General features: G+C 61.3%; 10 protein-coding genes and 1 pseudogene. 6 read left to right on the top strand and 5 right to left on the bottom strand.

Going from position 1 to position 14,069, the window contains the following annotated elements; translation table 11 throughout:
- Positions 1 to 949: 949 nt before the first annotated feature.
- Positions 950 to 2,047, bottom strand: coding sequence for a helix-turn-helix domain-containing protein (locus ACESNG_RS18380; RefSeq protein ID WP_373070233.1), 1,098 nt, complete (start codon positions 2,045 to 2,047; stop codon positions 950 to 952).
- A gap of 49 nt (positions 2,048 to 2,096) precedes the next feature.
- Positions 2,097 to 2,429, bottom strand: a complete 333-nt coding sequence (locus ACESNG_RS18375) for a type II toxin-antitoxin system RelE/ParE family toxin (RefSeq protein WP_373070231.1) — start codon at positions 2,427 to 2,429, stop codon at positions 2,097 to 2,099.
- A 939-nt stretch (positions 2,430 to 3,368) separates the two neighbouring features.
- Between ACESNG_RS18375 and ACESNG_RS18370 the strand changes: the two genes are divergently transcribed.
- Entirely contained in the window at positions 3,369 to 5,081 is a 1,713-nt protein-coding gene (locus tag ACESNG_RS18370) for an Eco57I restriction-modification methylase domain-containing protein (RefSeq protein ID WP_373070229.1), read from the top strand.
- A gap of 15 nt (positions 5,082 to 5,096) precedes the next feature.
- A complete protein-coding gene (locus ACESNG_RS18365; protein WP_373070227.1) occupies positions 5,097 to 6,062 on the top strand; it encodes a hypothetical protein in 966 nt (321 codons plus the stop codon).
- An 85-nt stretch (positions 6,063 to 6,147) separates the two neighbouring features.
- On the opposite strand, the gene ACESNG_RS18360 is transcribed toward ACESNG_RS18365, so the two are convergent.
- Positions 6,148 to 7,485, bottom strand: a complete 1,338-nt coding sequence (locus ACESNG_RS18360; RefSeq protein ID WP_373070225.1) for a tyrosine-type recombinase/integrase — start codon at positions 7,483 to 7,485, stop codon at positions 6,148 to 6,150.
- 2 nt (positions 7,486 to 7,487) lie between these two features.
- Positions 7,488 to 8,225: a helix-turn-helix domain-containing protein gene (locus ACESNG_RS18355; protein WP_373070223.1), complete on the bottom strand. Its 738-nt coding sequence runs from the start codon at positions 8,223 to 8,225 to the stop codon at positions 7,488 to 7,490.
- A 94-nt stretch (positions 8,226 to 8,319) separates the two neighbouring features.
- Here ACESNG_RS18355 and ACESNG_RS18350 point away from each other — a divergent pair, with 94 nt between their 5' ends.
- The gene (locus tag ACESNG_RS18350; RefSeq protein WP_373070221.1) at positions 8,320 to 8,535 is read left to right on the top strand and encodes a hypothetical protein; all 216 of its coding nucleotides are present in this window, start codon (positions 8,320 to 8,322) and stop codon (positions 8,533 to 8,535) included.
- A 77-nt stretch (positions 8,536 to 8,612) separates the two neighbouring features.
- Here ACESNG_RS18350 and ACESNG_RS18345 read toward each other — a convergent pair whose 3' ends face one another.
- Complete coding sequence (locus ACESNG_RS18345; RefSeq protein WP_373070219.1) at positions 8,613 to 9,737, bottom strand: hypothetical protein; 1,125 nt, start codon at positions 9,735 to 9,737, stop codon at positions 8,613 to 8,615.
- An 864-nt stretch (positions 9,738 to 10,601) separates the two neighbouring features.
- On the opposite strand from ACESNG_RS18345, the pseudogene ACESNG_RS18340 reads away from it, so the two are divergent.
- From ACESNG_RS18340 to ACESNG_RS18330, 3 genes and pseudogenes are all read left to right on the top strand, one after another.
- A pseudogene (locus ACESNG_RS18340) lies at positions 10,602 to 11,123 on the top strand (ATP-binding protein); the annotation flags it as partial.
- 330 nt (positions 11,124 to 11,453) lie between these two features.
- Positions 11,454 to 12,065: a hypothetical protein gene (locus ACESNG_RS18335; protein WP_373070235.1), complete on the top strand. Its 612-nt coding sequence runs from the start codon at positions 11,454 to 11,456 to the stop codon at positions 12,063 to 12,065.
- The gene (locus ACESNG_RS18330; RefSeq protein ID WP_373070217.1) at positions 12,062 to 13,954 is read left to right on the top strand and encodes a Druantia anti-phage system protein DruA; all 1,893 of its coding nucleotides are present in this window, start codon (positions 12,062 to 12,064) and stop codon (positions 13,952 to 13,954) included. The genes ACESNG_RS18335 and ACESNG_RS18330 overlap by 4 nt, the downstream gene beginning before the upstream one ends.
- The last annotated feature ends 115 nt before the right edge of the window (positions 13,955 to 14,069 follow it).

The raw sequence follows: 14,069 nt of genomic DNA, 5'->3' as shown, positions 1-14,069 counted from the left end.
GGTGCTGGTGTCCGAAAGGGCGTGGGGGTTCAAGTCCCCCCTCGCGCACGAGAAATCCCTTGCAGTGCAAGGGATTTCTTCGCGTCATGGGGTCGACTTCTACCGAACTTCTACCCTTGCGCGCGCAATGAATTGATTGAGTGCAGCGATGCTCGCGGCGGGTCCCGTAGCTTTGGGTCCGTGTCGGGGAACTCGGGAAGTCTGGTTCGACGCTTTGGAGGACTGATCGCAGCGGTTGCGGCGATAGGGCTGGCACTTGCGCTGTACGCCGACCGTTCGAGCATCGGTATCGATGATGGGTACTGGGATGCCGTTCGTGAGGTTGGTGGGGCGATCGTGTCTGGGGCGGTCCTCGCTGCACTGGTCGTATGGTTCGAGGACCGGCGAGAGGACGAACGAGTCGAGCGCGAAGCCGACCGTGAGGACAAGCGCTTTTCGTTGGAATCCGCACGAGAGGACCAAGCTGCGAAGCGAGCCTGGCGGCGTGAGATCGACATCCGCCTTGTGGCGGTCGTGCGGACCGACCTGATGGCTGGCCGTGTTCGGCGCATTGAGCGTCTTGATGCGAACACTCGTCGTCGTCGATCGACCGACATCGCCTTCGCACGTGACGAATTCCGTGGTCGGTCCTTCAACGATTCGTTTGCCGAGGTCGACTCCCTGTTGGAGTTCCTTCGGGATACTCCGCTTCGAACCCGTTGGAACGAGTGGTCGGATGCGTTCGATTCGTTGGAGGAGGTACCAGGACCGGCCGTTCAATCGGAATCGAGTCCGTTCGGTCCTCTCAGCGAAATGCCTCCGAGTCGAGATCCGAAGCTTCACGGAGTAGCGCTTGGCGCAGAGACGTCGGCGTGGGCTGCGTTCCTGGCAGCTGTGAACGTCTACGTCGCTGACTACTACCCAACCGAGTGACGTACGCCGACTTGCCGGTCGACCGACCTTGCCAGCGTCAGACGAACTTGTATCGAGGGTGGATGTCCGCCTTGGCAAACCAGTTCGGGGGGACGAGGCCCTCCTTGTGGAGTCGTCCCGCCACTATCCCGCTGCCGACGCCGATCTGATCTGCGAACAGCCGAATCGCTGAGGCGGACTTGAGGTCGGCGAGCTGCGACACGTAGCGACGAGGGATCAAGTGATCGAGAGCGAATTCGTCGGCTTCTTCCTCAAGCTCGCCGTCTGTCGAACCGTTGTCGATGAACGCCCGCTTCTTGCTGTGAAAGAGGATGTGCGCTGCTTCGTGGAAGAACGTGAACCAGAAGCCCTCTGCCCAGCTCCCGCGCAGGCTGAGCACGATCATCGCCTTCTCAGGCGTCAGCCACATTGTTGCGCCGCTCAGCCTTGTCTTGCCGATCTCCTGTACGAAGACGACAGCGACGCCGGCGGCCGCGCACAAACCGATGAGCTCTGGTACCCACTGCTTAGGGTCCACCATCTTCGTGAGCGATCGAACGTCATCGAGAGCCGATCTGAACTTGGCTTTGTTGAACGGAGCGCACTCGATCTGCGCAGCCTCCAGCTCGCCGATTCTGAGCCACGTGGCTACGGCATTCGGGTCAGACTCGTAGGCCTTCGACTTGCGGTAAGCAGCTGATGCGCAGACGTCGTCGAACGACGACCGTTGGGCCACACCAAAGAACCGCAGCACCTCACGCAACTGGCCCACACGGTCCTTCTTCATGTCGGCCACAAGCCCTCGCTTGATCAGGTCCTTGACCGGTAGCTCGTCTAGCCACCCGACCTGATCGGCGAGGTCGATACTCTCGCGCTCTCTTGCGTGGAAGTCCTGGTAGTCAGCCTCCATCGAGTTGAGTAGGCGAGATGAGATTCCGGTCACGCGCTCCAAAAGAATCGCCAGCTCGTTGCTGAGCGTGGCCGTGCCTGCGATGAACTGGTTCAAGTGCTTGGTGGTGATCCCGAGTCGTCGCGCTAGTTCGACTTGGGTCATGCCCTCTTCTTCGAGGAAGTCTGCGATTAGTTCCCCCGGTGGAACTGCGTAGTCCGGTTCAAACCGATACAGCGCCGTTCCCCCTGCCGTGGCGCTAGTCATGAGTCGTCCTTTCCTGTGGTGGTGGTGCTGGTGGTGTGATTGTGGGACATCAGTGAGGGTCGTCGATCTCGAGGATCACGACGGCGTCAATGCGGGCCCAATCGAGGGTGTCGCCCTCGTTGCGTGGCGGCGGCTGTTCCTCTGGTCGGAAGATCAGTCGCATGGGGTGGACAAGATCAAGTGAGAGTTGACCGGCTCGATCTGCTGTGAGTTCGTGGCAGCGACCCGGTGCATTGCGAAGCTCTTCCAGTGACTCAGCCTGTTCCAGCTGCTTCAGCCGGGTCATCACCTTTGCTGCCTGCTTGTCACCGAGCTTGCGTTGGAGTTTGGATTTGGATGAGTAGAGCTTCCCTGTTGCTGCGCTGTCGAAGTAGACGTCCATAGCTCGCTCCTTGAACAGGATAGCAGAACTATGAACCTATTCGGTTCATGCTTTTCCGTGGACGCGCGTGTAAGGTCTGCCGTCGGGCGCAGCAGCGTTCGATCAACAACCCCGGATCGCAGGCGCCAGCCCTCGAAGACATGACGCCTACGTCCGGTACTCATTTCTGAGGAGGTGAAATCTATGGCAAAACCACTGAAGCCGGGTACTCCGGCACCGGCGTCTGGTCAGTACGGACTGGTCGGAAGTGGCGGGAAGCGCACTGGCGTCGAGCGAACCTCGACACGAGGCAAGCCCCTCCCGCCTACCCCGTCACCGGGCCAGCGCTATGTGCTGGTTGACCGGACGCGTAACGGCTCCGGTCGTTCGAAGTAGTGGTCGACGGGTGCGCCGGCTCCGGCGCATCCGTCGCCGTCACCTGTTGAACGGAAAGAAATGAAGATCAGCTACGCACTCATCCCCGGAACCCACAGGCGGCCAATCGGCGTGGTCGTCGAAGTGAAGTCTGCGGTCCTGAACGATTCTGAACGAGCTTCGTCGTTACGGCGTTCCCTTAAGAGCATTTGGGACTTCAATGGCTTGCCTGTCGTCCTCGCCTCAGTGCACGGCAAGCGGATCCGGTATCAGGGTGATCAGAACCTTGTCTCGCAACTGAGCCGAATCGACGCAGCGTTCCTGCCTTGGCGTCAGGCCTCCATAGCTTCATAGATCAGCGCTTCATAATGGGGCGGGCGATAGCTGCGACTGCCTCGTTATGAAGCACCGGCTGACGCACGAAGGCGGGAGCGTCGGATCAATGGACGCGTCGCCCGATCCAACCGGTTGCTTCCCCGGCTCGCCGTACTCTGTGACAGCCATTCGCCATGATGGTCCTCACGTGATCATCACGCTCGGTTCCAGCGGACCCAACTCGACGACGAGTAGTTTTGGGGGAACGCGATGGCCGGGCGCCGCCGGTATGCCGAACGACAACTCAGCCTCGACTTGGGGCAGGAAGTAGACCCGCACGTGTTCCAGATCGACGAGGCAGGCGAGCACGGTGAGGTCTTCACCCGTCGCTGGGTCGTCGAACTGATTCTCGACCTGTCGGGGTTCACGGTCGATCGAGATCTCGGCGGTCTTGTCGCCGTCGAGCCATCGTGCGGATCGGGTGCGTTCCTCACGCCGATGACGGAGCGCCTGATCGTGTCCTGCCGGATTCACGACCGCCCACTGTCAGACATTCGCTCTGCCCTTCGGGCATTCGATCTTCTACCAGCCAACGCCGAGTTGGCGCAGAAGGTGGTCGCCGGCGCTCTGGTCGAAGCAGGTCTCAACGACGCCGAGGCAAAGTCGATCTCGAAGGACTGCGTCCGGTGTGGCGACTTCCTGCTCACCTCGCACGGTGACGACGCAGCGGACTTCGTCCTCGGCAACCCGCCGTACATCCGTCTCGAAGACGTGCCGACCGCGCGTAGTGCCGCGTACCGCCGAGCATGTCCGACCATGCGCGGACGGAGCGACATCTTCGTCGGCTTCATCGAGATGGGACTCCGCATCCTGAAGCCCGACGGTGTACTCGGGTTCATCGTCGCCGACCGGTGGATGCACAATCAGTACGGCGCCGACCTTCGCCGACTTGTCTCGTCGAGGTATGCCGTCGAAGCGATCGTGTCGATGCACGACGTCGACGCCTTCGAAGAATCAGTGTCGGCCTATCCGGCAGTCACGGTGATCCGCCGGGCCGAGCAGTCGACCGCAGTGGTCGCCAACGCAACGAAAGCGTTCGGCGAAGCGAACGCACCTTCGCTGACCAAGTGGGTGGGCTCGCGACGCAAGTCAGTATCAACGACGGCGCTGTCGGCAGTGAAGCTCTCCGAGTGGTTCGACTCCGAACTGTCGTGGCCGTCTGGTGACCCGGCGAATCTCGCACTCGTCGCCGATCTCGAGCGTCGCTTTCCTTCTCTGCAGGATCAGGCGACCGGAACTCGCGTCGGCATTGGTGTGGCGAGCGGAGCCGACTCGGTCTACCTCACCGACGATCCCGACCTCGTCGAACCTGACCGCTTGCTCCCGCTGCTCAGGACGCGCGACACGACCTCAGGCGAAGCGAAGTGGTCCGGCACGCATCTCGTCAATCCATGGGAGAACGGCCAACTCGTCGCGCTCGACGACTACCCGATGCTCGCCGCCTATCTCGACTCCCGTTCGGTCGATGTCCGCAAGCGACACGTCGCGCAGAAGTATCCGACCAATTGGTTCCGAACGATTGACCGTGTCGAGCCAGGGCTCCGGGAAAAGGACAAGCTCGTCCTGCCCGACCTCAAGGCATTCATCCAGCCGGTGCTGGACCGAGGCCAGACGTACCCCCACCACGGCCTCTACTTCATCACGTCCGAGCGGTGGGACCTCGAGGTCCTCGGCGGACTCCTGCTTTCGGACATCGCCGAACTGTTCGTGGCGACCTACTGCGTCAAGATGCGCGGCGGCTGCTACCGCTTTCAGGCCCAGTACCTGCGCCGCATCCGCGTGCCGGGCCTGGATGACTTGGACGGCGGGCTGGCCGCCGAGCTGGCGATCGCCTTCCGGGCGCGCGATCGGAAGTACGCGACCGAACTTGCTGCTACCGCCTACGGCGTCGATCAGAAGCACCTTGTTCGCTTGGGCCGATAGGCCAGACTCGTCGCGATGGGCAAACTCGACCGCTTCGATCAGTTCCTGCCAGCCGAGCCCTGGGTCAATCCGTGGCAGCTGGACGACTCGTTCGCCGTCGACTACGAGACGCTCCGCTCACTTCTCGGCGTCGCCGTCGGTTCCTCGCAAGCCTCGGGCATGGTGGCCGGCGCGGTCGACATGTGGGCTGGCGAGGAGCTCCGACGTGCGGGCTTCGACCCCGATTCGGTCTGGCCGAGACGAACCACGCCGCGCATTCTCCCGCGCGACCTTCACAACTTTGTCGAATCGGGATTGACCAAGACACTTCGCGACAAGGTCAAGGAGCGTTACTCGTCACCAGGGGCGAAGAAGGCGCTGCCGGCCGAGGCGCATGTGATGGGAAGCGCGTTCTCGAAACAGGCTGATGTCGTTGTTGCGTCGTGGGCAGCCGGCGTGGAGTTGTTGATCTCGACCAAGACGATGTTGTCGAGCTACCAGAAGAACCTGCGGAATCGATTCGAAGAGGGATATGGCGACGCCAAGAACCTTCGCGGACGGCACCCGCTCGCCTCGCTTGGGTTCGTCTTCGTCGTCGGCAGCGACATTCCATCAAACGCACTCGAGTTCGCAATGGACATGCTCCGAAAACTCACGACTGAGCCGGACGTCTACGACTGCGCGTGCCTCATCGTTCTCGATGGAGCCGCCGGCACACCCGACGAGCCGGCCGGCGACGAGCGCGATGTCGACGAGGAACCGACCTCGGTGCTGAGCCTCCCGACCAGCAATGACGAGGTCGACGAGTTCGGGGAAGTCGAGGAAGATCCCGTCGAGGTCATTGGCTCCGTCGACGTGAGGTTGTTGACGGAGAACGTTCCTGACGATCTCTCGGCCGAACGGTTCTTCCAGACTCTGATCGGCGAGGCTCTCAATCGCATGCCCGTCGCCATCTACCCCGAGGTTCGTCAACACCGAAAGGACGGACGGTCGCCCTCTTGAACCCGTCGGCTCGGTGAACTGGGCGGACCTTGGCGAGGGAGAGTCTGTTCGGTGTCGAGGCGACTGCGGCGGTGTGTGCCGAGTCCTACGTCAGAAAGAGGGCAGCGACTTCGTTCGCTGCTTCGTCGTGGAGGGTCGGTGAGACGTGGCTGTAGATGCCGAGGGTGATTGCGATCGTCGAGTGGCCGAGACGCTCTTGTACGACTCGCGGATGGATGCCCTGTTCAAGGGCGAGGGTCGCCCAGGTGTGGCGGAGGCCGTGCAGGGTCAGACGGGTGAGCCTCTGGCGTTCGACTCGGCGGAGGAACTGCGCACTCACGGCGTCGGGGCGAAGGCAAGAGCCGTCGGGATAGTGGAACACCAAACCTTCGTCGGTGAAGTCGGGGCCGACGAGGAGTCGTTCCTCGAGCATCAGCTTGCGGTGCGCTCGGAGGACTGCGACGGTGCCATCGTCGAGCGCGATCGAGCGGCGGCCGCTCGCAGTTTTCGGTTCGCCGATCGCCACCTTGCTTCGAATCTGCGTGATCGTCTGAACGACCCGCAATCGGCCCGCCTCGAGGTCGACGTCGCTCCATCGCATGCCGAGCGCTTCGCCTCGTCGCATGCCGGTGGATGCGAGCACAACCCACAGCGCGTGCAGTCGGTCGTTCGAATCGCGTGACGCTTCGAGGAACGAGCGAAGCGTGGCGACATCCCACGCGTGGACGCTGTCGGACTTCTGACCGCCGCGTGGCGGGTCGGCGGCATCCGCCGGATTGCGGGCGAGTCGACCCCAACGCACCGCATCCTTGAATGCGCGATGGAGGATCGTGTGGATGTAGCTGACCGTTCGGCGATCGAGGCCGGGTGGCTGCTCCTTGGCGGTCGATAGTTGCTCTCGGCGGCGCAGTAGCGAGTTGAGTGAGTTCCTGTTGATGTTGGCGGCCTCTTCGAACTCGGTCTGCAACTGGGCGGACGACTCGGTGAGTGAAAGACCTTCGGCGCGCAGTTCGATAGCTCGGTCGACGATGGCGGGCGAGTAGCCGCGCCCGGTCTGGGACGGCAGACGTCGGCCCGATGAGAGGAGCAGCGCGTACAGCCCGTTCAGCACGCCGGCGTCGACCCGTGCGAGTTTCATCGCGCCGATGTGAGCGATCACATGGTTGTGCATGTTGCGCGTGTACGAGTCGAACGTCGATGGGCGCACCGTGTGTTCGATCGCGGCCAACCAATCGGTGAGGTAGTCGACGAGTGTCTGTTGCGACGGCTCGACGTACTCGCCGCGGTCGAACTTCGAGAGGAGATCGATGCGGGCCTTCTCCGCTTCCTTCCTCGTTCGGAAACCTGAGTGCCACTTTGGACGACGCTTACCGGTGAGCGGATCGGGGTCGAGTTCGATCTTGACGTACCAGCGGTTGCCCTTCTTGACCACCGAACCACGCATCGCTACTCCTCGGGTCTCGTCGTTTCGATCTGCTCCAAAATTTCCTTGGCGGACATCGCGTCTTCCTCGGAGTCGAGCACGCTCTCGCCCTCGCGGTGCGCCATCGACTGCAGGTACCCACGAGGCCCCAACGCCTCAATCTTCGTCGCGAACTCCTTGAGAAACAATGCGACCTCGTCGAGCCGGTCGCCGTAGCCGTGCTCGATCTCGGCGAGGCGCTTTTTGCGCCAGGTCCGGAAGCTTTCGTGCCAGTTCCGAGACGCACCTTCGGCACCGAAGATCGCAGCCAGAGTTGCATCGCTTTCCTCGGGGTTGCCGATCTGGATCTCCGCAAGCCGATCGTCGAGCGGAGCGAGTTGCGACTCCTGCCCGAGCAACGCTGCATACAACTCGCTGACCGGTCGACCCGTGTCGGCCAACAGCTCGAACCCTGTCCCGGGTGGCGGCACGAAGAAGTAGGCGATCGGCACGTCGAAAACCACCGAGAAGAGATAGAGCTCGTGGGCGTCGAATCGTCTCCGTCGCTCTCCATCGAAGCCGCGCTCCATCGCCGATATCGAGGCCTGCGGAAGTTGATGACCGGTGACCAGGCCAAGACGTTCGGCAACCGATTGCTGCGTCCAGCCGCGGCGCTCTCGAATCGCCTTCACGTTGTACGACACCACCGCGTTGACGTCCAGCCCACTGTCGGACGACCGCTCGCTGGCGGGCTCCTCGCTCTTCTTCCTCGAACGGACCATGGCAACTCCTACTGCTTCAGGTTGTGCTTGACAACGCTACCACATGGCGAGAGAATGTCAGTCTGTTGTATTCCACACCAAGGAGGAATGAACCATGTTGGAGGAGATGCCGCCGTTCATGACGGTCACGCAAGCGGTCAAGGTGCTGCAGATCGGCCGCACCAGGGGGTACGAGCTGACAACCGAGTGGGAGAAGACCGGTGGCAAGTCCGGCATCCCGTGCGTTCGCTTCGGATCACAGAAGCGAGTCCCCCGCGCTGCGCTTGCGCGGTTGATCGGACAAGTGTCGGAGGGTCCGCCTGCGACGTGACGTTCAAACCATGGATGAGCGATCACTCGTGATTCGCGCGATAGCCGATGAGGCAAATGGCGTTGGCGCTGACAGTGTCATCCCGATAAGGAGAAGGGCTTCGTGCCGAAATATGCGAGAACACCCCAGGTAGCCACGCCGACCGCAACCGCAACGGTGGGCCACCCCCACCGGTCATCGACGGCCGCAAGGCCAGGGACACTGAGGAATAGTCCGCCAATAGCGGGACCGATGGACCGGACCGCGACCCGCTTCAACCGACCGAAACTGATCGTGAGTGGGATTTCCAGGGTTACCCCGACGCCTTCTCCGTCCGGCGAAACAACGATGCCGGTTTGCTGGTTTCTACTGACGTCCTTAGCTCGGAACGCGATCTCGTGTGTGTCGTATCGAGAGGAGATCTCGATCGTCGCCTTGCCAATGAACTCAATTGCTTCGCTATCGAGCGCTGAAACACGGACCGTCTGTACATCGTCCACGTCTCCCGGATGATGATGTGAGAAGCGCAGGCGGTAGGAATGCTGAGCGGTCAAGTGGAAGCGCCCTTCGTCGTCAACTTTCAAAGCGGTACCGTCGTTGTCGGTCAGAGTCGAGACTCTGTAGTGCCGCTGCTTCGGGAACTCGCCGGTCGCGTCCAAGGCTTCAACTACCGACTCCCAGTCCGTGGATTCGTCGTCTGGAGATTCGAGAGCGACCGGATCCGCTCGGACGGCGCTCTTTCCGTTGTCTGGATGGTTTGCGCCAAGCACCTCCATCAAACGGGTTCGGATACCACGGATCGTCGAGGCATGTTGGTCTCCTTCAGGTGAGAGAGATGGTTGGAAATCCCCGACCGTGATGTCGACCAGGAAGCTACTGCCGTCAACACTGCTCGCTGCGATGGTTCCCCAGCGCAGCGGTACGAAGTACGCCTCGTGAAGTTGATTCTGATGTTGCACGGAGAACAGAATCAGGCAGCTTCGGCCCACGAGCAAGCCTGATGCCCAGTCGGCTTGAAGTTCTTCGCTGACGTACATTCTCTTGTATCGAAATCGGATCCGGCAGCCCCGAGGCAACGAAATCGCCTCGATTGCATCCCTCTTGTAGCGTTTCTGAGCATTCGAGGTGAAGAGGTAGACGACCTGGTCTGTATTCGCCGGGACCCGTTCGCCGCCGCTGTTGCCAACGGATGTGCTCTTGGCCCTGGAGTCCGGTTGCGTCATTCCTGAAACGTAGTGGACTGCGTGCGTGCCAGACTGCGGTAGGGGTGTCGACGGAACCCTGTGACAGGCCAGGGGTACACTCACAGTTGTGATCGATATTGGTCCGCTGATCGAGAGCGTGAAAGCCTCGTGGGATGCGTCCACCTCCGCGTCGCCGGAAACTTGGACTCGAAGTTCACCGAGCCAGGGTCAATGCGCAGTGACTGCTCTCGTTCTGCAGGACCACCTCGGCGGAAATCTCATCCGGGCGGTAATTGATGGCAAATCTCACTACTGGCTTCGCAATGAGCGCGGTGAGGATCTAGACCTCACCCTCGATCAGTTCGGACTCGACCCGTTAATCGGACGCGTCGAGAGCCAGCCGCGCCCCTACGTCCTGTCCTTCCCGGACACTCTCGCTCGCTACGAAAGACTTCGCAGACGAGTCGAGCATCGGCTGGTCTCGACGGTCGCCTGAGGCTCCGCCTCCGTTTCGATCGCACTTCGCGCGCTGGCAGGTTGGACAGAGTGGCGTGGGCCGTGCCACGCAACGAGGGTCAACTGGATCGCGGCCGCGGCCCAGGAGTCTTATTTCGGAGTGGCAACTCGCCGCGTCGCCTAACAGGAAATATGGCTTCACCCGCGGTCGCTGTGCGGTAGCTCGCGACAACTTCTTCAAGTTCCGGCGAACCCGTCGGGAGTGAGAGAACTGCAGCGCTGATCAGTTCGGTGCGGCTCGTGGTGAGCCCCACCGCCGCGGCGAGATCAACCAGAGCATCTAGACGGGTGCTCAGCGGATCAGGCATCTCGTACCCGATCCTGGAGCGCGTCGCCCTACCCAACTTGTCAGTCGCCTTTGTCCGGTTCGACATCGGAAGCAACCTAATGTACATTAAAGATAGTTGGCGACCTGTCCTCCACTTACGAAGAGCGGGAGTGCGAATGAACGTGCAAAGTTTGGAGAGTGGAGCGCTCGTCGACGCGAAGAATTTTCTGCTCGCAATGCGAGACGCCGGCTATCGGGACCCTGCGGCAGCGGTCGCAGAGTTGATCGACAATTCGATTGAGGCTGGAGCGAAGCGAATCGACGTCCGAGTACTCGAGTCGATGAAACGGGATTGGCCCTTGTGCCTGGAGGTTGCGGATAACGGAGCGGGGATGAGCCCAAGCCAACTCCAGCGGTCCGTGGCCTTCGGCGGGTCGTCGCGGTTCGATAGTCGTGCGTCGCTCGGACGTTTCGGCATGGGGCTTCCGGCTGCCTCGCTGAGTCTCGCCCGTTCGGCCGTTGTCGAGAGTTGGCGATCCGGCTCAGTTCACAGTGTCCAACTATCGCTCGACGATACGCGCTCTCCAATCAGTCGAGTCTCTACTCGACGGCGCCCGACGCCCTCAGTCTCCGGGTCGGGGACAGTCGTGAGACTCATCGACTGTGACCGACTTGGGTACACGAGCGGGGTCTGGTTGTCAAAACTATTGCTTGATCGACTCGGTCGCATTTTCCGGAACCACCTTCTGGGCGGTACTTCAATCAGAGTCAATGATGTCGAGGTGGTTGCGATCGACCATCTGTCAATCTCGCGCGGCGCCAAGGCGTACGGAGACGTACTGACCTACGAGATGACCGGGCCGGCCGGAACAGGTTCGGTCAGCGTAAGGTTTTCCGAATTGCCAGTTCAGGGATGGAGCCGGCTTTCCGCAGACGAAAAGTCGAAGCGGGGCGCTACAACCCGTCGACCGGTGTCGATCACGCGAGCTGGCCGAGAGGTCGACTGCGGCTGGTGGTTCATGGGGTCGAAGAAGCGGGAGAATTACGACTCGTGGTGGCGATGTGAGATCGACTTCGACCCATGTCTCGACGAGTTCTTTGGCGTCACCTTCACCAAGCAACATGTGCGGCCCACAGCGGAGCTTCGCGACGTGCTCTCCGCTGACCTTGAGCCCATCGCTCGCTCGTTGAATTCACGCGTCCGGAGCGAGTTCGAACTCTCGAAGCTCATAGATCCGCTCACCCGGGCGCAGGATGTGGCGAACGATTCGCTCGACTTGCTGCCGAAGTCAGTGGCCTCTCGCCCGATTCGACTGGAATTGGCGCGTCTTGATTCGGGCGCGACAGTCGAGATCCTGAGCTCAGCGTCGGAGGCGACCGTAAGGTTGAACTCAGCGCACCCGTTCGTGAGGGATCTCTACCTTCCGCTCGCTCAAGATCCATCTGCGCTGCAGCAGGCCGCCGCAACTAGGGTCGCGCTGGTCGCAGTTGCTCATGCACTCGTCTCCTCGTCGATGCCAGACGGGCATGGACTGGTCAATTGGGACGATGTCGCCGCTACGTTCCTCGAACGTTGCCCATGACCGACCCGATTCTCCTACCTCTTGGTCTCGACTGGACTGCGAACCAGAAGCGGTACGTCCGAAGCTTCGTCAGTTGCTCGACTTGGCCCAACAGAGTGACGCTGTCGAAGCAACCGTTGGCGGTCAGGGCTGCGCTGTTGGTATTGAGAGATCTCCGAGTCCAAGGATGGGACCTCCGATGGACGTCCTCGAGAATCGAGGTCTCTCCGCCGGCACTCGAGAACGACCCGGGCGACGAAAAGGTTCGTGTTCAGAAGCAGGAGCGTCTGAAGCGAGACGAGCAACTTGCTCAGGAATCGGTGCGGCGCTTCGTTGTAGGCATGGAGGCGCCACGGGAACACAAGGGCCGCTTTGTATCGGTGTTTAGTCTGATGCGAGATGGCGAAGAACTAGCCGAACGGCTCCGCTGCGCCAACGGTGCGATGGGCGCCGAGCTGATCGACCCGTACTTACAGTTCCCAGATTCAACAGCACTCTGTGAACACACCGGACTGCGACTGATGGACGTATGGCGGTACTTCCGGCATACGTGGAGCAACCAGTACGTCAGTACGCCCGGACGCACCATGCCCGTCCTCGTTCGCGACCGAGCAGTTGCTGACCACCCGGTCATCGGCATCGCAGCTCTTGGAAGTCCGATTGTCCAACTCGCGCAACGAGACGCGTATCTGGGCTGGGACTCAACGGTGCTGCTCGATGCCATGCTGAAGCGGCCGACGAAGGCGTACGCATCGTGGCTCCTAGAGCAACTCGACAGGTGGCTCTCCGAGATCTACAAAGTGGACCTCGTCGCAGACGGATTGTACGCGGCGAGGTACTGGGACGACCTCCCAGCCAACGTACTTGACCAGCTTCGAATCGAATCGACGAAGCGCAGAGAGATGCATCAGCGATTGGCGCGGAAGTCGGACTTCCGGTGGACGGCAAACGTCGACGACGACGAAACGTGGATAGCACGAGCGACTTCGGACCTCTTTCGGAGCAAGCGGTGCTCCCTCCTTGCTGACTTGTTGGAAGCTCGGTCCGCAGTCAACGGTGCACTCGCAACAACGACCGCTGCGGGTCTGCGTGCCGCACTCGACGAACCCGGGTTCCGCAAGGCGGTTCGCTGGATCGTCCGACGGTCAAAGTCCGAGTCCGTAGGCACGGAGGTCGCAGATCTCACAGTCTGCGGTGCAGTCGCTCCCTACAATCATGTATTGGGCGGAAAGCTCGTGAGCGTGCTTGCGGCCAGCCCGACCGTTGTTCGACACTACAGCGAACGATATGAAGGTCGAGCGAGCGAGATCGCATCATCTACAGCTGGCCGGCGAGTCGTCAGACCAGCGAAGTTGGTCTTCCTCGGGACTACCTCGCTGTACGGAGCGGGGTCGAGCCAATACAACCGCATCAAAGTGCCGGGTTCGATTCTGTGTGGTGAACGTCCGCTTGAGTTCGAGCGGTTGGGGCGCTCACGATCATTTGGCACGTCCCATTTGAGCAGCGAGGCGTCACGAGCGTTGAGTGACTTGGCTGAACGATCCCAGAACGGCGCCCGTGTGAAGAGCATTTTCGGCGAGGGAGCGAGCCCGAAACTCAGACGGCTTCGGGAGGGCATGGATGAATTGGGTTGGCCTTCCAATGAACTCTTACAGCACCGGCGGGAGCGCATTGTCTACGGCGTGTCCCTGGCGGAGAACGCGGGCCGCTATTTGATGCGACTGGAGCGCCGGCCCCGCTATAACGCAGACATGGCGCGCGGTGACGACGTAGAACGCCTAGCGCAGTGGTGGCGCGATCGTTGGCTTGCCGGGCGAATCGAGTCGGCGGAGGTTCTCCAGAAAGTCGAGCAGAACCGCACGACCAGACCGGTGAACCACGGAGCCCGCGTTTGCCTTCCGCCACTGTGACGATCGCGCAGATCAGCGGCTAGTCGAGTTGAAAGATCTCGGACGCTGACACTGCCCGCAGTACAGTTTCCTCACCGTCATCGCTTGTCGTCTTATGGAGGGACAAAGCGCGGAT

The organism is Gemmatimonas sp., assembly GCF_041689975.1.
In the GTDB taxonomy this organism is placed as follows: Bacteria; Gemmatimonadota; Gemmatimonadetes; order Gemmatimonadales; family Gemmatimonadaceae; genus Gemmatimonas.
The sequence above is the reverse complement of the archived record's forward strand: the minus strand, read 5'-3'. Positions and strand labels throughout refer to the sequence as shown.